The sequence below is a fragment of the Bradyrhizobium sp. 2S1 genome (genome assembly GCF_011516625.5).
In the GTDB taxonomy this organism is placed as follows: domain Bacteria; phylum Pseudomonadota; class Alphaproteobacteria; order Rhizobiales; family Xanthobacteraceae; genus Bradyrhizobium; species Bradyrhizobium septentrionale.
Genome location: NZ_CP147717.1, coordinates 3,015,641 through 3,036,097, shown reverse-complemented (window position 1 = coordinate 3,036,097; position 20,457 = coordinate 3,015,641). Strand labels below are relative to the sequence as shown.

The 20,457-nt window shown below is 64.6% G+C and carries 16 protein-coding genes and 1 pseudogene; 8 read left to right on the top strand and 9 right to left on the bottom strand.

From position 1 onward, the window contains the following. The first annotated feature begins 232 nt into the window (after window positions 1-232). From HAP54_RS14305 to HAP54_RS14290, 4 genes are all read left to right on the top strand, one after another. Window positions 233-1,285 (top strand): ABC transporter ATP-binding protein, encoded by a 1,053-nt coding sequence (locus tag HAP54_RS14305; RefSeq protein ID WP_224741932.1) that lies wholly within the window; start codon window positions 233-235, stop codon window positions 1,283-1,285. A gap of 23 nt (window positions 1,286-1,308) precedes the next feature. Then, entirely contained in the window at window positions 1,309-2,373 is a 1,065-nt protein-coding gene (locus HAP54_RS14300) for a substrate-binding domain-containing protein (protein WP_166300872.1), read from the top strand. A 245-nt stretch (window positions 2,374-2,618) separates the two neighbouring features. Then, entirely contained in the window at window positions 2,619-4,280 is a 1,662-nt protein-coding gene (locus HAP54_RS14295) for an ABC transporter permease (protein ID WP_224741265.1), read from the top strand. Between the two features lie 215 nt (window positions 4,281-4,495). Next, window positions 4,496-6,613 carry a S9 family peptidase gene (locus HAP54_RS14290; protein WP_166300866.1) on the top strand — a complete coding sequence of 706 codons (2,118 nt, stop codon included), beginning with the start codon at window positions 4,496-4,498 and terminating at the stop codon, window positions 6,611-6,613. Between the two features lie 325 nt (window positions 6,614-6,938). On the opposite strand, the gene HAP54_RS14285 is transcribed toward HAP54_RS14290, so the two are convergent. From HAP54_RS14285 to HAP54_RS14275, 3 genes are all read right to left on the bottom strand, one after another. Beyond that, complete coding sequence (locus HAP54_RS14285) at window positions 6,939-7,658, bottom strand: ribonuclease activity regulator RraA (protein WP_166300863.1); 720 nt, start codon at window positions 7,656-7,658, stop codon at window positions 6,939-6,941. 128 nt (window positions 7,659-7,786) lie between these two features. After that, window positions 7,787-9,526, bottom strand: coding sequence for an L-arabinonate dehydratase (araD, locus tag HAP54_RS14280; protein ID WP_166300860.1), 1,740 nt, complete (start codon window positions 9,524-9,526; stop codon window positions 7,787-7,789). Window positions 9,527-9,746: 220 nt separating this feature from the next. Beyond that, window positions 9,747-10,382: a response regulator transcription factor gene (locus HAP54_RS14275; RefSeq protein WP_029084264.1), complete on the bottom strand. Its 636-nt coding sequence runs from the start codon at window positions 10,380-10,382 to the stop codon at window positions 9,747-9,749. 139 nt (window positions 10,383-10,521) lie between these two features. Between HAP54_RS14275 and HAP54_RS14270 the strand changes: the two genes are divergently transcribed. Beyond that, window positions 10,522-10,845, top strand: coding sequence for a hypothetical protein (locus HAP54_RS14270; protein ID WP_248114231.1), 324 nt, complete (start codon window positions 10,522-10,524; stop codon window positions 10,843-10,845). Window positions 10,846-11,010: 165 nt separating this feature from the next. Here HAP54_RS14270 and HAP54_RS14265 read toward each other — a convergent pair whose 3' ends face one another. The 6 genes and pseudogenes from HAP54_RS14265 to HAP54_RS14240 all read right to left on the bottom strand — a co-directional run bounded on the left by HAP54_RS14265 (window position 11,011) and on the right by HAP54_RS14240 (window position 17,863). After that, window positions 11,011-11,328: a PilZ domain-containing protein gene (locus HAP54_RS14265; RefSeq protein ID WP_166300857.1), complete on the bottom strand. Its 318-nt coding sequence runs from the start codon at window positions 11,326-11,328 to the stop codon at window positions 11,011-11,013. Window positions 11,329-11,331: 3 nt separating this feature from the next. Then, window positions 11,332-12,189 carry a CheR family methyltransferase gene (locus HAP54_RS14260; protein ID WP_166300854.1) on the bottom strand — a complete coding sequence of 286 codons (858 nt, stop codon included), beginning with the start codon at window positions 12,187-12,189 and terminating at the stop codon, window positions 11,332-11,334. A gap of 36 nt (window positions 12,190-12,225) precedes the next feature. Beyond that, the gene (locus HAP54_RS14255; protein ID WP_029084260.1) at window positions 12,226-12,615 is read right to left on the bottom strand and encodes a response regulator; all 390 of its coding nucleotides are present in this window, start codon (window positions 12,613-12,615) and stop codon (window positions 12,226-12,228) included. Window positions 12,616-12,658: 43 nt separating this feature from the next. Continuing rightward, complete coding sequence (locus HAP54_RS14250) at window positions 12,659-13,132, bottom strand: chemotaxis protein CheW (RefSeq protein ID WP_029084259.1); 474 nt, start codon at window positions 13,130-13,132, stop codon at window positions 12,659-12,661. 23 nt (window positions 13,133-13,155) lie between these two features. After that, window positions 13,156-15,873: pseudogene (locus HAP54_RS14245) on the bottom strand (hybrid sensor histidine kinase/response regulator). 391 nt (window positions 15,874-16,264) lie between these two features. Next, window positions 16,265-17,863: a flagellin gene (locus HAP54_RS14240; protein ID WP_166300851.1), complete on the bottom strand. Its 1,599-nt coding sequence runs from the start codon at window positions 17,861-17,863 to the stop codon at window positions 16,265-16,267. A gap of 551 nt (window positions 17,864-18,414) precedes the next feature. On the opposite strand from HAP54_RS14240, the gene HAP54_RS14235 reads away from it, so the two are divergent. The 3 genes from HAP54_RS14235 (at window position 18,415) to HAP54_RS14225 (ending at window position 20,444) form a co-directional block, all read left to right on the top strand. Beyond that, a complete protein-coding gene (locus tag HAP54_RS14235) occupies window positions 18,415-19,125 on the top strand; it encodes a Crp/Fnr family transcriptional regulator (RefSeq protein ID WP_224741266.1) in 711 nt (236 codons plus the stop codon). 162 nt (window positions 19,126-19,287) lie between these two features. Next, entirely contained in the window at window positions 19,288-20,007 is a 720-nt protein-coding gene (locus tag HAP54_RS14230) for a Crp/Fnr family transcriptional regulator (protein WP_166300848.1), read from the top strand. A gap of 188 nt (window positions 20,008-20,195) precedes the next feature. Continuing rightward, a complete protein-coding gene (locus tag HAP54_RS14225; protein ID WP_166300845.1) occupies window positions 20,196-20,444 on the top strand; it encodes a hypothetical protein in 249 nt (82 codons plus the stop codon). Window positions 20,445-20,457: the final 13 nt, after the last annotated feature.

The following is a 20,457-nucleotide window of genomic DNA, read 5'->3' as shown; positions in this document are numbered from 1 at the left end:
GGCCCCGCTGTGGCCGCGGGTGAATCGGAGCGCGCGGAAATATCCGGGCCGTGCATCCTTCGAGGCGCGCGCAAGAGCGCGCTCCTCAGGATGACGGGGAAGGGATTGCGCGCGACGCATTACTGAGCGAGCAGCGGCACTTTCCGTCGTCATCATTTTCAGCTTTACTGCCGGCAACAGCCGGGCACGGATCCCTGCGAGACAACAAAATGGAGGGGATCGCTTGGCATCGGTGGAATTGCGCGGCCTGGTCAAGCGGTTTGGATCGTTCATCGCGGTTGATGATGTCTCGCTGACGATCGACCACGGCCAGCTGGTCTGCCTGCTTGGGCCGTCCGGCTGCGGCAAGACCACGACGCTGCGGCTGATTGCCGGCTTCCTCGAACCATCCGACGGCGAGATCCGCGTCGGCGACCGCGTGGTGTCGTCGAAAGCCCGCACGCTGCCGCCCGAGCAGCGCAACATGTCGATGATCTTCCAGAGCTACGCGCTGTGGCCGCACATGACGGTGGCCGAGAACATCGTCTACGGCCTGCGCTTGCGCAAAATGGATCGCGACACCATCGCCAAGAAGCTCGGCGCGATCCTGGCGACGACCAAGCTGGAGCCGCTGGCGCAGCGCTATCCGGGCGAGCTGTCCGGCGGCCAGCAGCAGCGCGTCGCGCTGGCGCGGGCGCTGATCGTCGGCCCCGAGACGCTGCTGCTCGACGAGCCGCTGTCCAACCTCGACGCCAATCTGCGCGAGGAGATGCGGTTCGAAATCCGCCGGCTGCACGATGAATATCGCTACACCACGGTCTACGTCACCCACGATCAGTCCGAGGCGATGACGACGGCCGATCTGATCGCGGTGATGAACGCCGGCAAGATCGACCAGCTCGGCGCGCCCGAGGACATCTATGCGCGGCCGGAATCCGAATTCGTCGCGCGCTTCATCGGCGCCGCCAACATCATCAAGGGCACCGCGCGCGATCCGAACCACGTGGAATTCGCTGGCGCGACGCTCGAGGTGGTCGGCGCGAAACTCACAGCCGGCCACAGTGCGCCGGTCGCGATCCGCCAGCACGAGATCCAGCTCTCGACACAGGCACCCGCCACAGCGCAGAACACGCTCAAGGCCATCGTGACGCGGCAGGTCTATCTCGGCATGAATCGCGACTACATGGTGGAAACCTCCGACGGCACCTCATTGCGGGTGACCACGCCGACGGAAACTGCGGTCGAGAAAGTCAGCGAGGTCTGGCTGACCTTGCCGGCGGAACGCTGCCGGGCACTCAGCCGCTGACCAACAAGAAACGGAAGCACGCGATGCGGAAACCAATTTCCAGACGCGATGTCCTGAAAGGCTCTGCGGCGCTTGCGGCCGGCACTATGTTCGCGTCGCCCGCGCGCGCTGTAGCACCCGAGCCGAGCGCGATCACGCCCGACCTCGTCGCCGCCGCGAAGAAGGAAGGCACGCTCGTCTTCTATTCGTCGATGGACCTGCCGGTCGGCGAGAAGCTCGGCAAGGCGTTCGAGGCCGCGTATCCCGGCATCACGGTGCAGATCGAGCGCTCCGGCTCGGAGCGGCTGTTCCAGCGCGTGGCGCAGGAATTCGACGCCAACATCCACGCCGCCGACGTCGTCAACAGCGCCGACGCCTCGCATTTCATTCCCTGGAAGAAGAGCGGCTGGCTGATGCCATTCGTGCCCGAGGACGTCGCGAAGTATTTTCCCGGCAATTATCGCGACCCGGGCGGGATGGCCGTGACGACGCGGCTGTGGCTGTCGTCGATCGCCTACAACACCAATCTGGTGAAGGCGGAGGACGCGCCGAAAAGCTTTGCCGACCTGCTCGACCCGAAATGGGCCGGCAAGATGGTGAAGGGCCATCCGGCCTATAGCGGCACCATCATGACCACGACGTTCCAGATCGTGCGCGAGCTCGGCTGGCCTTACCTCGAGAAGCTTGCCAAACAGCGCGTGATGCAGGTGCAGTCCTCGACCGATCCGCCGAAAAAGCTCTCGCTCGGCGAACGCGCCGTGATGGCCGACGGCAATGAATACGGCATCGTGCTGTTGAAGGAGGCCGGACAGCCGGTCGAGCCGGTCTATCCGACCGAGGGCACGCCGACAATCTCGGGACCGACGGCCATCTTCGCCGGCGCGCCGCATCCGAACGCCGCAAAGCTGTTCCAGGCCTGGCTGCACACCCGCGAGACCCAGCAATTCTTCGTCGACTTCACCGGCCAATATTCGGTGCACGCCCAGGTGCAGCCGAGGGCCGGCCGGCACAGGCTCGCCGACATCAAGCTGATGAAGGAGGATCCGGCGGGGGTGGAAGCGATGACCGAAGAGATCAAGACGCGCTATGCGCGGTTGTTTCGGGTGTAACCGATGAAAGCTGCGGCGCGCGCTCCCTGGCCTCGCCCCGCTTGCGGGGAGAGGCCAACGCGCATCGCAAGATGCGCGACGGGTGAGGGGGCCCTCCACGCGCCGTGCTCGCTGAATCAGCTACTCACCCCAACGCTCTCCCCGCAAGAGCGGGGCGAGGGAGCTGAGACAGTTCACCGCGGGTCAACATGACAACAATCACCACCTCCCCAGCCCCCCGCCCCCGCATCGACTGGACACGTCCGGTGCTCTGGCTGTTCGCGGCCGTGCTCATCCTGCTGATCCTGCTGCCGCTGTCGTGGCTTGCGGTGTTTGCCTTCACCGACAAGAATCGCCATCCGACGCTGCAGAACTTCGTCACGCTGTTCAGCAATCCCGATTTCCTCGATCCGCTGCTGACAACGGCGATCATCGCGACCACGTCGGCGGTGATCTGCTGCATCGTCGCGGCGCCGCTCAGCTGGCTGGTATCGCGCACCGACATGCCGGGCCGGCAGACCATCCGCGCGCTGGTGACGGCGTCGTTCGTGACGCCGCCGTTCCTCGGCGCGGTGGCCTGGGAATTGCTGGCCGCGCCGAATTCGGGGCTGTTGAACCAGCTCTACCGGCTGTTCGCGGGCGAGGATGCGGACGCGCTGTTCAACATCTATTCGATGACCGGGATCATCTTCGTGATCTCCTGCTACACTTTCCCGTTCGTGTTCGTGCTGGTGGCGAATGCGCTCGACACCATGCCTGGCGAGCTCGAGGACGCCTCCGCGATCATTGGCGGCAATGCCTGGACCACGGCGCGTCGGGTGACGATCCCGCTCGCCATGCCCGCGCTGGTCGCGGGCGCCCTGATCGCCTTCCTGCAGGCGATGACGCTGTTCGGCTCGCCGGCGATCCTTGCGCTGCCGGCCGGTTTCCACACCATGACGACCAAGATCTGGAGCCTGTTCCAGTATCCGCCGAAGCTCGAACTGGCGGCCGCCGCCGCCGTGCCGCTGCTGGTGCTGACCATCCTGCTGCTGCAGGGCCAGAAGGCGCTGCTCGGCAGGCGCGGCTATTCAGTGATCGGCGGCAAATATGGCGCGCCGCGCCGGGTGGAGCTGAAAGGATGGCGCTGGGCCGCGCTGGGTTTCTGCCTGCTGGTGCTGCTCAACCCGGTGTTCCTGCCCTACTTCGCGCTGCTCAACGCCGCGTTCTCGCCGAATGCGACCACGCTGGTGACGCCGTCGACGGCAACGCTGCACAACATCGTCTTCGTGTTCACCGAGCTGTCGTCGACGCAACTGGCGCTGAAGAACACCGTGATCCTGGGCGCCGCGACCGCGACGATCGGCACCATCCTGGCGCTGGTCATCGCCTATGTGACGACTCGGAAGGTGATCGCGGGGCATCGCTTGCTCGGCTTCCTTGCCACTGCGCCGGTCGCCGTTCCCGGCATCGTGCTCGGCGTCGGCCTGTTCCTGAGCTACACGCGGCCGCCCTTCGTGCTCTACGGCACGCTGTGGATCCTGCTGCTGGCGTTCCTCACCATCAACCTGCCCTCGGCCTATCAGCAATTGCAGGCGGCCTTCGCGACCATCCATCCCGAGCTCGAGGAGGCCAGCCGCATCCTCGGCGCGACGCGGTTGCAGGCGCTGCGCCAGATCACCGCCCCTCTACTGCGCACCGGCGTGATCGCGACCTGGTGCTTCATCTTCATCGGCGTGATGCGGGAACTGTCGGCCGCGATCGTGCTGTTCACCTCACAGACCAAAGTGCTGTCGGTCCTGATCTACGATCTCAACGAAGGCGGCGACCTCGCCGCGATCGCGGTGCTCGGCATCGCGATGCTGGTGATTACATTTGCCGTGGTGCTGGCGGTGAACCAGATCCCGATGTCCGGCGGTAATGCGGGCGCGAAGCTGCGGAACGGGTAGTTCGATCTCATGTCCCGGACGCGCTGCAGCGTGACAACGCTGCTGCGCAGAGCCGGGACCCGGCAACCATGGGCCCCGGCTCAGCAGTGCATCGCTGCGCGCTGCACTGCGTCCGGGGCACGGACATGTGAGCACGGTGCACCTCACGGACCAGTCGATCTGACAATCGCCACATTCATCCCGATATAAGGCGGAACCCCGCATATGAGGATCGTGTGACCAAATCCACCACCAAGAATTCGCCCCCTGTCGCGCCGCGCCGGCCGCATTCGTTCACCACTCATGGCATCACGGTGACGGACGACTATGCCTGGATCAAGGATCCGAACTGGCAGGAGGTGCTGCGCGATCCCTCGATCCTCGATCCCGATATCCGGACCTATCTCGAAGCCGAAAACGGCTACACCGAGAGCCTGCTCGGCCACACCGACGGCTTGCAGAAACAGCTCGTCAAGGAGATGCGCGGGCGGATCAAGGAGGACGATTCCAGCGTGCCGTCGCCGGACGGCCCGTTCGCCTATTTCCGCAAGTTCCGCGAGGGCGGCCAGCACGAGCTGTTCTGCCGCACGCCGCGCGACGGCGGCGATGCGCATGTCGTGCTCGATGGCGATGCGCTGGCCAAGGACCACAAATATTTCAAGTTCGGCGGTAGCCGGCATTCCAACGATCACCGGCTGCACGCCTGGAGCGCCGACACCAAGGGCTCGGAATACTTTTCCATTCGGGTGCGCGACTGGGCCGATGGCGGCGATCTCGAGGATCTCGTCGAGGAGACCGATGGCGGCGTGGTCTGGGCCGCGGATTCGAAGAGCTTCTTCTACGTCAAGCTCGACGACAATCACCGCCCGATGCAGGTGTGGCGGCACAAGCTCGGCAGCAAACAGGCCGACGACATCCTGATCTATGAAGAGCAGGATCCCGGCTGGTTCACCCATCTGCACGAGAGCGCCAGCGGCCGTTTCTGCGTGATTGCCGGCGGCGACCACGAGACCTCCGAGCAGCGGCTGATTGATCTCGCCAATCCGGACGCGCCGCCGCGGCCGGTCGCGGCGCGCGAGGAAGGCGTGCAATATTCGATCGCCGACCGCGGCGACGAACTCTTCATCCTGACCAATGCCGACGACGCCATCGACTTCAAGGTCGTCACCGCGCCGCTGGCTGCGCCCGAGCGGACCAACTGGCGCGATTTGATCCCGTATCGCGAAGGCGTCTATCTGCTCGACGTCGAGCTCTATGCCGGCCACATGGTGCGGCTGGAGCGCGCCAACGCGCTGCCGGCGATCATCATCCGCGACCTCAAGACGGGCGAGGAGCACGCGATCGCCTTCGACGAGGCCGCCTATTCGCTCGACACCATGGGCGGCTACGAGTTCGAGACCACCAATCTGCGTTTTGCCTATTCGTCGATGACGACGCCGTCGGAAGTCTATGACTACGACATGGCGACGCGGACGCGGGTGTTGCGCAAGCGCCAGGAGATTCCGTCCGGCCACAACCCGGCCGATTACGTCACCACGCGCATCATGGCGACGTCGCATGACGGCGCGCAGGTGCCGGTCTCGATCCTGCATCGCAAGGACTTTGCCCGCGACGGCAACGCGCCGCTGCTGCTCTATGGTTACGGCTCCTACGGCATGGCGATGCCGGCGTCGTTTGCGGCGAACCGGCTGTCGCTGGTCGACCGCGGCTTCGTCTATGCGATCGCGCATATCCGCGGCGGCGCCGACAAGGGCTGGGGCTGGTATCTCGACGGCAAGCGCGAGAAGAAGACCAACACCTTTGACGATTTCGCCGCTGCCGGCCGAGCGCTGATCGACGCCAAGTACACGGGTGCAAAACGCATCGTCGGCCATAGCGGCTCGGCGGGCGGCATGCTGATGGGCGCGGTCGCCAACCGCGCCGACGAGCTGTTCGCCGGCATCGTCGCCGAAGTGCCATTCGTCGACGTGCTCAACACCATGCTCGACGACACCTTGCCGCTGACGCCGCCGGAATGGCCGGAATGGGGCAACCCGATCGAAAGCGAGAAGGATTTTCGCACCATCCTGTCCTATTCGCCCTACGACAATGTCGCGGCGAAGGACTATCCGGCGATCCTCGCAATGGGTGGGCTGACCGACCCACGCGTCACCTATTGGGAGCCGGCGAAATGGATCGCGCGGCTGCGCGCCACCATGCGCGGCGGCGGCCCGGTACTGTTGCGCACCAACATGGGCGCCGGCCACGGCGGCGCCTCCGGCCGCTTCAACCGACTCGACGAAGTCGCGATCGTCTACGTGTTCGCGCTGTGGGCAGTCGGGATGGCGGAGAGGGCGGAGGTGGAGCTTTCGTAGCCCGGATGAAGCGCAGCGAAATCCGGGCAGTCCCTCCACCTGCAAGAGCCCCGGATTGCGCTTCGCTCCATCCGGGCTACGAGATGCCATTTATCTTGCGCTGATCTCACCGCGCCGTCGTCCCGGCGAAGGCCGGGACCCATACCGCGTGATCTATCCATCGCGGAAGTAGCTGTACCAAGGCGTGCAACGCAACTGCCAGCCTTCGTCAAACTCCTCCCTGTGGTTATGGGTCCCGGCTCCCGCGCGCAATTGCGCACTAGGCCGGGACGACGGCGGAATGCGTGGCGGTCGCTTATCAAGGACGACGGCGGAGAGTGAGGCGTCACCGCCCCTTGGCCGTCCGCCACGCCGCAAAATCCTTCAGCGTCTGCTCGTCGGTCGCGGGATAGAGGCCGAAGATGCCGCGGCCGTTCTGAACCTGCTCGGTGACGAAATCCTCGAACGCGGTCATCTCGAAGGTCTCATTGGCGATCTCGTCGGCGAGATGCGCCGGGATCACGATGACGCCGTCGCTGTCGCCGAGGATCACGTCGCCGGGAAACACCGGCGCGTCGCCACAGCCGATCGGAACGTTGATCTCGATCGCCTGATGCAGCGTCAGATTGGTCGGCGCGCTCGGGCGGTGATGGAAGGCCGGGAAGCCGAGCCGCGCGATCTCGATAGAATCGCGGAAGCCGCCATCGGTAACGACGCCGGCGCAGCCGCGCTTCATCAACCGCGTCACCAGGATGGCGCCGGCAGACGCGGCGCGCGCGTCCTTGCGGCTGTCCATCACCAGCACGCTGCCTGCGGGACATTCCTCGATCGCCTTGCGCTGTGGATGGGCGCGATCGCGGAATACCTCGATCGTGTTGAGGTCCTCGCGCGCCGGCATGTAGCGCAGCGTGAAGGCTTCGCCGACCATGGTCGGCTGATCGGGGCTTAGGGGGTGAACATCCTGGATCATCTGGATGCGGAAGCCGCGTTTGAACAGTGCGGTCGCGACGGTTGCGGTGGAAACGGATTTCAGTTTGTTGCGGGTGGCGTCGCTGAGTTTTGACATGGTGCATTGCTTTCTTATCGGTCGTCATTCCGGGGCGATGCGTCAGCATCGAACCTCAGGGGCGCAATTGCGCCCCGGGGAATCTCGAGGTTCCGGGTTCGATGCTGCGCATCGCCCCGGAACGACGGTCAATAAATCGAAGGCTCTCCCACCGGCTTGCCAAAACCGGTCTCCAGGAAATCGAAGTCGCAGCCCTCATTGGCCTGCTTGATGTGTTTCGAGAACCTCCAGCCATAGCCGCGCTCGAAGCGCTTTTCGGGCTGCTTCCATTCGGCGCGGCGCTTGGCCAGCTCCGCCTCCGGCACATCGAGATTGATGGTGCGCGCGGCGACGTCGAGCGTGATGCGGTCGCCGTTCCTCACCAGCGCCAGCGGGCCGCCGATATAGGATTCCGGCGAGACGTGCAGGATGCAGGCGCCGTAGCTGGTGCCGCTCATCCGCGCGTCCGACAGCCGCACCATGTCGCGCACGCCCTGCTTCACGAGCTTGGTCGGGATCGGCAGCATGCCCCATTCCGGCATGCCCGGCCCGCCCTGCGGCCCGGCATTGCGCAGGATCAGCACGTGATCGGCCGTGACGTCGAGATCGGGGTCGTCGACCGCCTTCTTCATCGACGGATAGTCGTCGAACACCAGCGCCGGCCCGGTGTGCTTGAGGAAGCGCGGATCGCAGGCGCTCGGCTTGATCACGCAGCCATCAGGCGCGAGATTGCCTTTCAACACCGCAAGCGCGCCCTCCTTGTAGATCGGATTTTCGACGGTGCGGATGACGTCGTCGTTATGGACTTCGGCGCCCTCGATATTCTCGCCCAGCGTCTTGCCTGACACGGTCATGCAATCGAGATGCAGATGCGGCTTGATCCGGTTCATCAGGCCGGGCAGCCCGCCGGCATAGAAGAAATCCTCCATCAGATAGAGGTCGCCGCTCGGCCGCACATTGGCGATCACAGGCACCTTGCGGCTCGCGATCTCGAAATCATCAAGTGAAATGTCCTGGCCGGCGCGGCGCGCCTGCGCGATCAGATGGATGATCGCGTTGGTCGAGCAGCCCATCGCCATCGCGACCGTGATCGCGTTCTCGAACGCTCTTCGGGTCTGGATCTTCTGCGGCGTGAGATCCTCCCACACCATCTCGACGATGCGGCGGCCGGCCTCCGAGCTCATGCGGATGTGGTTGGCGTCGGCCGCGGGGATCGACGAGGCGCCGGGCAAGGTCATGCCGATCGCTTCCGCGATCGCGGTCATCGTCGAGGCCGTGCCCATGGTCATGCAGGTGCCATAGCTGCGGGCGATGCCGGCCTCCATGTCGACCCAGTCCTTGTCGGAGATCTTCCCCGCACGCCGCTCGTCCCAGTATTTCCAGGCGTCCGAGCCGGAGCCCAGCGTCCTGCCCTTCCAGTTGCCGCGCAGCATCGGCCCCGCCGGCAGATAGATCGCCGGCAAATTCATGCTGGTGGCACTGAGCAGCAGCCCCGGCGTGGTCTTGTCGCAGCCGCCCATCAGCACGACGCCGTCGACCGGATGGCCGCGCAACAGCTCCTCGGCATCCATCGCCAGCATGTTGCGGTAGAGCATCGTGGTCGGCTTCAGCAGCGATTCCGACAGCGACAATGCCGGCAGCTCGAGCGGAAAGCCGCCGGCCATCAGCACGCCGCGCTTGACGTCGTCGACCCGGCTCTTGAAGTGCATGTGGCAGGGCTGTGCGTCCGACCAGGTGTTGATGATCGCGATCACCGGCCGGTCGCGCCACTCCTCCGGCGCGTAGCCCATCTGCATCGCGCGCGAGCGATGGCCGAAGGCTCTGAGATCGTCGGGCGCAAACCAGCGCGCGCTGCGCAATTGATCGGGGGTCTTGTTCTTCTTCATCATCTTCGATGCGCCATGTGCTCGATATTGCGTGCTTCGATACTGCGTGTCTCGACATTGCCTGCACGCGCGTCATCTCAGCGCATGCCCTGCGCAACGCATATACTCGATTTCCGGACCTGTCGTCCTGCGCGCGGTGCAGACGTGCCGTTCGCCGCCGGTGTGCCGGGCGTGCGCCGCACAAACTCCGCAATGTGGAAATCAGCGCGGAAACCAGCCTTTACTAGCTCTGGCGCTGCGCCGTCATCACGATGCGGACGAGATCGGCGGCGTTGCGCGCGCCGAGCTTCTTCATGATGTTGGCGCGGTGATCCTCGATCGTGCGCGGGCTGATGCCGAGATGACGCCCGGCCTCCTTGTTGGAGGCTCCCGCGGTGAATTGCTCGAGCACCTCGCGCTCGCGGCGGGTCAACGGCTCGCGCCCCGGGAAGTGCAGCGCGGCGATGCGCGATGCCGAGGTCTCGGCCTGGCGCCGCGTGTAGGCGTCGATCGCTTCATTGAGGCGGCTGACGATCTCGTTGCCGCGGAACGGCTTCTCGATGAAATCGAGCGCGCCGTTCTTGATGGCGCTGACCGCCATCTGGATGTCGCCCTGACCGGAGATCATGAAGATCGGCGCCGGATAATCCTCGCCGTGAAGCTCGCGCAGGATATCGAGGCCGGATTTGCCTGGAATATGCACGTCGAGCAGGATGCAGGCCGGCGTCCTGCTGCGCGCCACCGAGAGCAGCGCCGCACCATCCGCAAAGCAGATCACCTTGTAACCAGCGGTCGACAGGACCACGGAAAGCGTCTCGCGGACGGCGGGCTCGTCGTCGACCACGAAAATTTCTCCGCGAGGAGCGCCATTCTCAACCATTTGCATCGTCCATCAGTGGTGAAGCGTGCTGACCTGACCGCACAAGAAGTAACTCGACCATCTCGATCAATGGACCCGTATTTGTACGGGACGTCCGCTTAACGCACAAGTAGCACCGCGTTCCCTAAAAGCGGGGACGGTGGAGAAAACATGGATGGTAAATGCAGCGGCGGACGGCGTTGCAGGGCGTTGGGACGAGGGCAATGATCCCTACAACCTGATCGTGACGGACCTCGTCGCGCTGATCGGCCACGTCCGGGCGAGCCTGCGGCTGATCGAAGCGGCGATTGCGCGCGAGGCATTGCTGGCCGAGCAGGACGCCGCCGCCAACATCGCCGTGCTTGACGACGTCACCCCACGCTACGAGGCCGCGTCCACGGCGCTGAGAGCCTGCGACGCCGGCCTCGGCGCGGCACTCGATCGGATGCGCGATTCTGAGGCACCGGCGCGCCTCCTGAATTGACCCACTGGGCCGGCAGCCCCGGGTTTGGGCGCCATCACGCAGATCGTCCGACGACGCCCGACACGCCCCAACCCTTGGGGCGACCATCCGTTCCACGCATTCGGATTGACGGCAGGCCGTGCCCGCCCGGCCGGGTCAGGCCAAGTCAGATCAGGTCAAGTCGGGTCAGGCCCTGGCCCGCTCTTCGTCGGCGGCCGCCCGGCGCTTGCTCGGCTTGCCCTTGAGGAAGCTGATGTCCATTTCGGTGCCGTTGACGCGGACCAGCTCGCAACGGCGATAGGCAAGCCCGGTCGAGGACAATAGCAGGAAGAACTCCTTCAGGTTGAGCCCCTGAATGGAACCCTCGACCGTCAGCGACGCATCATTGTCCGAGATGGCGTTGAGCTGGCAGTCGCGCCGCCAGGTGCCGTCGATGGCCATGATGCAGACATCGACGCCCCGGCTGAACGTGACCCGCTCAACGGATTTGCCATCTTCGGTCATCGCTCAATATCCGACCGCCATGGCGGCCCTCGGCATGGCGAGCGCTGGCCGCACCCCGCTCGGCCGGTACAGGCCACGGCGGTCGGGAATAGGCTTGAACGTATCGGTCAGACCGACCACGGTCTCGGCGGCGCCCAGCACCAGGAAGCCGTCGGTCTCCATCGAGCGGGCGAGGCGGTTGAAGATGTTGATCTTGGTGTCCTGATCGAAATAGATCAGCACGTTGCGGCAGAACACCACATCGAAAGCGCCGAGCGCGGAGAAATCGTGCAGCAGGTTGAGCTGGCGGTGCTGCACCATCGAGCGCAACTCGGGATTGATCTGCCAGAGTTCACCCGACTGCTTGAAGTATTTGACCAGCATCTGGATCGGCAGCCCGCGCTGCACTTCGAACTGGCTGTAGATGCCGGCCTTCGCCTTCTCCAGCACCTCCTGCGACAGATCGGTCGCGATGATCTCGACCCGCCATCCCGCAAGCGCCGCGCCCATTTCCTTCAGGCTCATCGCCAGCGAATAGGGCTCCTGCCCGGTCGAGCCGGCGGCGCACCAGATCCGGACGCTGCGGCGCGCGGCACGCGCCTTCAGCACCTCCGGCATGATGGTGTCGCGGAAATGCTCGAACGGCACCTTGTCGCGGAAGAAGAAGGTCTCGTTGGTGGTCATGGCCTCGACCACCTGGACGGTGTGCGCGGACGAGCCGGCCCTGATCTTCGCCACCAGGTCGGGGATGCCGGACAGGCCGCTCTTGCGCGCCAGCGGCAGCAGGCGGCTCTCGATCAGATACTGCTTGTCCGCAGACAGATCGAGACCGGAATGGTCCTTCAGGAGCTTACGCAGATACTCGTAGTCGGGGGGCGTCACGGGAGCCTCGCAAGGACAAAAGGGTGAAACTGGGTGTCAGGCTTCGGCCGACGCATCGAGCGCCAGCAGGCCCACTTCTTGGAATTTCGCGATCACGATGTCCTTGTCGAACGGCTTCATGATGTACTCGTTGGCGCCGGCATGCAGGGCCCGCGAGATGTGGTCGATGCCGTTTTCGGTGGTGCAGAACACGACCTTGGGCTGATCGCCGCCGGGCATGCGGCGGAGCTGCACGAGGAATTCGAAGCCGTCCATGACCGGCATATTCCAGTCGAGCAGCACCGCGTCGGGCAGCGCCCGCTTGCAGGCTTCGAGCGCCACCGCGCCGTCCTCGGCCTCGATGACGGTGAACTGCATTCCTTCGAGGATGCGGCGCGCGATCTTTCGCACCACACCGGAATCGTCGACGACGAGACATGTCTTCATGTGTTGGCCTCCTTGTAGAATCCGCCGTCTACGCGACGGAGCGTTACGCTGCAGCAGCTGTCTTGGGCACCAGTTCGAGCACGCGATCGATATCGAGGACGACCATGAGCTGGCCGTCGAGGCGGTAGACGCCGCCGGCGAGCTTGGCCATGCGGGGATCGAGGTTGACCGGGTTGTCCTGGCGGCTGTCGTCGGGCAGCCGCAGCACTTCGCCGATCTGGTCGATCAGGAGGCCATAGGATTCGCCGCGCTGGTCGACCCCGACCGCCATCGGCGGCTGGCCGTCAGCGGCCTTCGGCAGCCCGAGCCGGGCGCGCATGTCGACCACGGTGACGATGCGGCCGCGCAAATTGAGCACGCCGGCGATCTCGGTCGACGACAGCGGAACCCGCGTCAGCCGCTCCGGCATGAACACGTCCTGCACCCGCGAGATCGGTAAGCCAAACAGCTGCCCGCCGATCACAGCGGTGACGTATTCGGCCATCGCGCCTTCACTGGTCTCGGTCTTGCTGGTCATCGATGCTGTTTCCCTCGGTCCCATCAGGCCGCTTTCCGGAGTTCGGCGGTCTGCTCTTTCAGCGCCGCGATCAGTCCGGGACGGTCAAACTTGGCGACATAGTCGTGGAAGCCGGCCTGCCGGCCGCGCTCGATGGCAGCCGGCGACACCATCGCCGATAGCGCGATGATCGGCAGCCCGATCAGATTGTGGTCAGAGCGGATGTTCTCGGCGAACTCGAAGCCGTTCATCTCGGGCATCTCGATGTCGGTCAGCACCACGTCGAAGGCCTGCCCCGAGCGCAGCGCGGCGAGCCCTTCCTGGGCGTTCGGCGCGGTCCGCACCTTGTAGCCGGCGGCTTTCAAGACCGGCGCCAGCATGTTGCGAAAGAACGCGCTATCATCGACCAGCAGCACCGACTGCGCTGACGCCGACGGCCGCATCTCCTTGCGCGAGAACCAGTCGGCAAACGCCATCGGCAGGAAGTGGCCGACGTCGATCACCTCGGTGGCCTGGCCCTTGATCACGGCCGAGCCGAGGATGCCGTCCTGGCTGCCTGCGACCTCGATGTTGAGCCGCTCCTCGACGATGTCGATGATCTCGTCGACCACGAGCCCCATCGAGCGGCCGTCGTCGGCGAACACCAGGATCGGCTGCGCGCCTTGCGTCTGCACCTCGACGCCGGCCATCTGCACCAGCGGCATCAGCTGCTCACGGTACTGCACCATGTAGCGGCCGTTACTGAGCTCGATCTTGTCGGTTGCGATCTCTTCCAGCCGGGTGACGAGGCCGAGCGGCACCGCCTTGGGCTGGCTCGAGCCGGCGCGGAACACCAGCAGCGAGGTCAGCTGCTCGCCGCTCGAGGCGTGCGCCGCGGCATTGTCTTCGGCCATGTCATGGGCCGAGGAGCCGGAGGCGCCGAGCGCCTTGGCGATGCCGTTGGGATCGATGATCATGATCACCGCGCCATCCCCCAGGATGGTGTTGCCGGAGAACATGTCGATGTGACGCAGCTTGGTCGACATCGGCTTGACCACGATCTCCTCGGTGTGGAACACGCCGTCGACCACGATGCCAAAGGTCTGGCTGCCGACTTGCGTCACCACGATGAAGCCGTTCTCGGCGTCGGTGGTGGTCGCGCCGTCGTCGATCTTCAGCAGCTTCTTGAGATGGATCAGCGGCAGCAGCTTGTTGCGCAGCCGCAAGACCGCGGTGTCCTTGATCCGCTCGATGCGGTGCTCGGAGTTGGCGCGGGCCCGCACCAGCTCGACCACCGAGAGCTGCGGGATCGCAAAACGGTCGCCGCCGGCTTCGACGATCAGGGCGGAGACGATCGCCAAGGTCAGCGGGATCTTGATGGTGACAGAAGCGCCCTCGCCGGCCACGCTCTTGATGTCGATGGTGCCGCCGATCTGGTCGATATTGGTGCGAACCACGTCCATGCCGACGCCGCGGCCGGACACCGAGGTCACCTGCGCTGCGGTCGAGAAGCCCGGCGCGAAGATGAACTTGTGGATCTGGGCTTCGGTCATCTTCTCCAGCTCAGCCTCGGTGACGAGACCATTCTGGAGCGCCTTGGCCTTGATCCGCTCGGTGTTGAGCCCCCTTCCATTGTCGGCGATGCAGATGATGATGTGCCGCCCTCGTGATAGGCGCTGAGGCGGATGGTGCCCTGCTCCGGCTTGCCGGCCGCGACCCGCTCGGCGGTGGTCTCCAGCCCATGGTCGGCGGAGTTGCGCACCATGTGCGTCAGGGGATCCTTGATCAGGTCGAGCACCTGGCGGTCGAGCTCGGTGTCGGCGCCGTGCATCTCCAGCTCAATCTGCTTGCCGAGTTCGCCGGAGAGGTCGCGGACGATGCGCGGCAGTTTTTGCCAGGCATTGCCGATCGGCTGCATGCGCGTCTTCATGACGCCCTCCTGCAGCTCGGCGGTGACGTTGGAGAGCCGCTGCAGCGGCACCTTGAACTCGGTGTCCTCGTTGCGCCTGCTAATCTCGAGGAGCTGGTTGCGGGTCAGCACCAGCTCGGAGACCATGGTCATGAGGTGTTCGAGGGTGTCGACATTGACCCGGATCGACTGGTTGGCGATCTTGTCGCCTTCCTGGACATCCTCACCGGCGGCCTTGCGGGTCGGCTTCTTCGCAGGCTCGGATGCTTCGGCGGCAGGCGCTGCAGGAGCGGTGATGACGGGCTTGGCGACGGGTGCGGGTGCGGCCACTTCGGTCGCGGTCTCGCGGAAGGCGCGCTCGAGCTCGTCGAGCGAGACCTCGCCCGGACGCAGCGGACGCTCCAGCGTCTGCACCACCAGCGTGCCCTCAGTCATCGCTTGGGTCATGTCAGCCTGCACGGACGGCGCTTCGACGACCGGCATGGCGTCGTCAGCAACATTCTCACCTGCAGCCATTGCGGCCATGCCGCGCTCGACCATCGCTTCCAGTTGATCGATCAGATCGCGGTCGTTGCCTTCCGGCTCGGCCTCGGTGGCCTCAAGCCCGCCAAGGATCTCCTTGATGCGGTCGATCCGCCTTCACCGGCATGCCGTCGCGGAATTTGCCCATCAAGGTCTCGCCGGCATGCGCCAGCGCCTCGAGCCGCGGCAGCCCGAGGAAGCCGCAGGTGCCCTTGATCGTGTGCACAAGGCGGAAAATGTTATCCAGGATCTTCGCGTTGTTCGGGTCCTGCTCGAACTGCACCAGCTGGTTGTCGACCGTATCCAGGCTCTCGCTGCTCTCCGTCAGGAACTCGCGCAACAGATCGTCCATGAATCGGTCCCCTCAAGGTGCTACAGAACGCTCGCCTCGCATCGATAACTGGCCGGCTTCACGGCGACGTTAATTTTGCCGTCCGTGCAACTACGGACGATGAAGCTCTTCAAGCCGTCGAACGATGCATCACGACATCACGGACAGTCTCACCAGGACAGGCCCTTACCACCCGGACGGGAAAGAGGCCGTTCCAACGGTCATCACAATTTGAACCAAATGAGCGCGAAGGACCGTTAAGCCCTGCGAAACATTCGCGGTCATGACGTCGGCCTGCATCAGGGCGCGATCGCCCATTGGTTGAAGCCGGCGGGGTGATCAACGCACGCAAAAGCAAAGGCGGCGGAGTTTCCTCCGCCGCCTCGCTATTCGATGTCTGTCGCGGCTACGCTTAGCGGAGCAGCTGCAGAACGCTCTGCTGCGACTGGTTGGCCAGAGCCAGCGCGGACACCGCGATCGACTGGCGGGTCGACAGCGCCTGGCTGTTGGCCGCTTCCTCGTTGGTGTCGGCCAGCGTCAGGTTGGACGAGCCGGTCTGCAGCACGTTGATCAGGTTCTTCGAGAAGTCCTGGCGGATCTGCACGATCGACAGGTTCGAACCGAGGGTCGAAGCCTGGGTACGCAGCAGGCCGCTCGCCGAGTTGAGCGTCTTCAGCGTAGCGTTGGCCGAGGCGTTGTCGATGAAGTCGGTGCCGGCCACGAGCTTGGTGAGGTTGAGGCCGGAGGCATCAAAGGTCACGCCCTGGATCTTCAAGGTCGAGGAGCCCGTCTCGTTGAAGGTCAGCTTGAGCTGATCGCCATTGAGCAGGTTGATGCCGTTGTACGACGCGTCCTGAGCGGTCGTGGTGATCTGATCCAGGATGTTGTTGTACTGGTTGACCAGGTTGGAGCGGTTCGCCAGCCCATTCGGATCCTGCACCGGGGCGCTGCCCGCCAGGCCGTTGAACAGCTTGCCGGAAGCGGCTGCGGTGCCACCGATCGTACCGATGGTCGCGGACGCAGCATCGTTGGTGGTGCTGATGGTGAGCGCACCGGTCGCGCTGAGCGACGCCTGCAGGTTGTTGGCCGACAGTGCGGCGTTCAGGTCGTTGAGCGACTTCACCTTGCCCGTGCCGCTGCCGAAGGTGATGTTGGTGGCGGTGCCGTTGCCGGTCGCGCCGATCGTCAGCGTCAGACCATCCAGCGGTGAAGGCGTTGCCACGGTGCGTGCCGTGGTTCCGGTCGTAAGGCCGAAAGCGGCCAGCGCCGAGCCGGAGAGGTTGAGATCCTGGTTGATGCCGGTGCTGATCTGGAGCGCGCCAGCCGACACGGTGGAGGCGGTGGTTGCGCCGGTGATGCCGTCGATCGCCGTGAGCAGGTCGCCGACCGTCAGCGTGCTGCCCGCGCCGGTGCCGAGGGTCACGTTGCCGGCCGAATCGGTCGTCGAAGTGGTCTGCGCGGTCGAGAACGTGATCGTCTTGCCGTTGACGCTGATCGTGCCAGACGGGGTCGTCGCCAGGGTATCAGCGTTGGTCGCGCTGACGAGCTTGGTGGCGGCCGTGATCGCAGCGGGCGTCGTGAGATTGTTGTTGACGACCGAACCAGCGAGCACCGTATTGCTGTAGGTGGCGGTGCCGCGGATATCGTCGGTGGTCGCGCCGGTGACAACTGCGGTCGTCACCTGCGATTTCTGAGAATAGCCGACTGCAGCCTGCAGGGCCTGGTTGGCGACCGACTTGGCGCTGTCGACGAGCTTCTGCAGCGAGGTGATGCCGGTGTTGGCGGCCTGCAGCACCTGCACGCCGTTGCCGATGCCGTCCAGCAGATTGTTGATGTCGCTGGCGCGGTTGTCGAGCGACTGCGCCGTGAAGAAGTTGGTCGGATTGTCGAGCGCAGTGTTGACCTTCTTGCCGGTGGACAAGCGGTTCTGCGTGGTGGCGAGCAGGTCGGCCGTGGACTGCAGCGAAAGCAGATTTTGACGGACCGATGCCGAAAGAACGATGCCGGACATACTGATACCCTTCTGGATGAACACGATTGACGCGACGCCGCAAGTTTCACACGGCGACCCGTGCCACACTGGTCTGTCCGCGCTACCCGTTCGTTAAAGGGCTGGTCCGTACAAATACCCAGAATGGCATCGCCGGTGGTTTACGGGCCACGCGGCGCAGCCGTTCGGCTTGGCCGCGCAAGGCCGGCAACGCGCGGTTGTCGCGGCGGCGAATTCGTCCCGCATTTGCAGGACTTGCCGCATCCTGGCGCTGCCGACCTGACAGCCGGAATCACGGCTACATCGACGCGCGGTCTGCACTGATCAGAGTTAATGGAAATCAATAAATGCGCGCCAAAGCCGCAACCTTTGGTCGCGCAATGCTTGTCGCTCGAATCGATCCCGATGGCCGCGCAGGCCGATGCGGCGCGGACCGTCTGCCCCCTAGAGGGTATAGAGTTCGCACCACAACCCTTGTGCAATTGGACAGGCAAGCTATGTTCGCGTTCATTCCACACGCCAAGAGTAGGTGATGCGAGACCGTAGTGCTCCCGCCCTCGGCAGGAGCTCCAATGTCCGCGCTATCGCGTCCGCCCAATCGTCTGTTGCAAGCACTTCCCTCCACGGAGTACGCGCAGCTCCATCCGCTTCTGGAAACCGTCGACCTGACCAAGGAAACGGTGCTCGCCGATGCCGGCGCACCGGTGCAGCGGGTCTACTTTCCGCACAGCGGCGTGGTCTCGATGATGGTCAATCTGTCCGACGGGCAATCAGTCGAGATTGCAACCGTTGGTCGCGACGGCATCGTTGGTGCGTCAGCCGCGCTGCACGAGCGGCCGCCGCTTGCCGACGCGATCGTCGTGGTGCCGGGTACGGCTTCGATGCTGCGGGCGGAGGAGTTCCGCGAGGCAGCAAATCGCAGCGCGGATTTCCGGACCCTGGTCGCGCTCTATGAGCAGGCGCTGATGGCGCAGACGCAGCAATCGGTCGCCTGCAACGTTTCGCATCCGGTGGAGGCACGGCTGTCACGATGGCTGCTGCGGGCGCGCGATCTGTGCGGCAGCGAAGCATTGCCGCTGACCCAGGAGATGCTGGCGCAGATGATCGGTGTCCGCCGCAACGCGGTTTCGATCGTCGCGCACGGGTTTCAGCAGGCCGGCATCCTCCGCTACAGCCGCGGTCATATCGAAATCACCGACATCGACGGCCTGCGGAAGGCGGCGTGTGAATGTTATGCGACCGTCAAGGCGCACGCCGAACAATTGATTGGGCCGGAAGATTGACTGGCGCCGGCCGGCCGGAGCACGCAAACCGCATCATGCGGCGATAGGTCTATTCCTTCCCATTGGAACCAACACGCGCCAGAATAGGTTGCAAGAACGTCCAGCTGCACGCGTCAGCCCTGGTGCCCAGAGACAAAGCTTGCCAGAAGGCAGGAGGTTGCTTTGGATACGGTTCCGCGATCGCCCAACGGATTCCTGTCGTCGCTCTCGGAGAGCGATTTTGAGCTGATCCGGCCGCATCTGCGGACGGTCGACCTCACCGCCGATTCGGTCCTGATCGAGACCGACGAGATGCTCAAGCGGACATACATGCCGCACAAGGGCGTGATCTCGCTGGTGGTCAAGCTGGCAAGAGGCGAGCGCGTCCAGGTCGCGATGGTCGGTCGCGACAGCATCTATGGCGCTTTCGCCCCGCTCGTAGAAGGACGGACGTTGAACAACGCGATGGTGCTGGTGCCGGGCGTCGCATCGACGATCGAGCTCGAGCCGTTGCGGGCAGCTGCCGGCCAGAGCCCGACGCTTCGCGCGATGTTGATCCGGCATGGGCTCGCCGTCTATGCCCAAATCCAGCAGACGGCCGGCTGCAACGCCGCCCACACCGTGGAGTCGCGGCTGGCACGATGCCTGCTGCAGATGCGCGATCTCTCCGGCAGCAACAAGATCATCCTGACCCAGGAGGCGATGGCGCAGATGATCGGCGCGCGCCGCAACAGCGTTTCGCTGGTCGCGCACACCCTGCAACAGGCGAACTTCATCCACTACAGCCGTGGTCACATCGAGATCACCAATGCGGATGGACTGATCAGGACCGCGTGCGAATGCTACGCCACGGTCAAGGCGCAGTATGCGCGACTGCTGAGTTGCCAGGAGACCGGCAGCTAGAGCCTTTCCGTTCCGATGGAATCGGAACGGGGCTCTAGATTCTTGTTTTGACGCGTTTTCTTTACGCGAACCGGTACCCACTTCGCTCGAAAACGCTCCAGAGCGCTAAGCCGTACTTCTACGGTTTACGATTTTCACCGTCGGATAACGCTGAATCCCCAGAATTGCGTGGACGCACGGGGGAGCTGATGTTCACGTACCAGACGACCGATCGCAAGGAGGCCCGCCGCTTCCGCATGGCCCAGTTCAACGGCCGGCCCGCCACGGTCCGGTCCGCCGGCGCGACCGTGACGGGACGCGTGCGCGCGATTGTCGAAAGCAGGTCCGGCACGACGGCAGCCTGGGTGGTCACGATCGTTCCGGACGAACCGAAGGCCGCTGCCCCGGCAGCGCGGCCCGCACCGCGTCTGTGCTTTGCCGCGGAAGACGATTTCTGAGAGCTGCCCCCCG

What these genes read in the sequence shown, in the direction of transcription:
- HAP54_RS14300 (WP_166300872.1), top strand. Translation starts at nt 1,309, where the DNA reads ATGCGGAAACCAATTTCCAGACGCGATGTCCTGAAAGGCTCTGCGGCG.
- araD (WP_166300860.1), bottom strand. Translation starts at nt 9,526, where the DNA reads ATGATGAAGAAGAACAAGACCCCCGATCAATTGCGCAGCGCGCGCTGG.
- HAP54_RS14225 (WP_166300845.1), top strand. Translation starts at nt 20,196, where the DNA reads ATGTTCACGTACCAGACGACCGATCGCAAGGAGGCCCGCCGCTTCCGC.
- HAP54_RS14265 (WP_166300857.1), bottom strand. Translation starts at nt 11,328, where the DNA reads ATGACCGAAGATGGCAAATCCGTTGAGCGGGTCACGTTCAGCCGGGGC.
- HAP54_RS14235 (WP_224741266.1), top strand. Translation starts at nt 18,415, where the DNA reads ATGTCCGCGCTATCGCGTCCGCCCAATCGTCTGTTGCAAGCACTTCCC.
- HAP54_RS14275 (WP_029084264.1), bottom strand. Translation starts at nt 10,382, where the DNA reads ATGGTTGAGAATGGCGCTCCTCGCGGAGAAATTTTCGTGGTCGACGAC.
- HAP54_RS14255 (WP_029084260.1), bottom strand. Translation starts at nt 12,615, where the DNA reads ATGAAGACATGTCTCGTCGTCGACGATTCCGGTGTGGTGCGAAAGATC.
- HAP54_RS14240 (WP_166300851.1), bottom strand. Translation starts at nt 17,863, where the DNA reads ATGTCCGGCATCGTTCTTTCGGCATCGGTCCGTCAAAATCTGCTTTCG.
- HAP54_RS14250 (WP_029084259.1), bottom strand. Translation starts at nt 13,132, where the DNA reads ATGACCAGCAAGACCGAGACCAGTGAAGGCGCGATGGCCGAATACGTC.
- HAP54_RS14285 (WP_166300863.1), bottom strand. Translation starts at nt 7,658, where the DNA reads ATGTCAAAACTCAGCGACGCCACCCGCAACAAACTGAAATCCGTTTCC.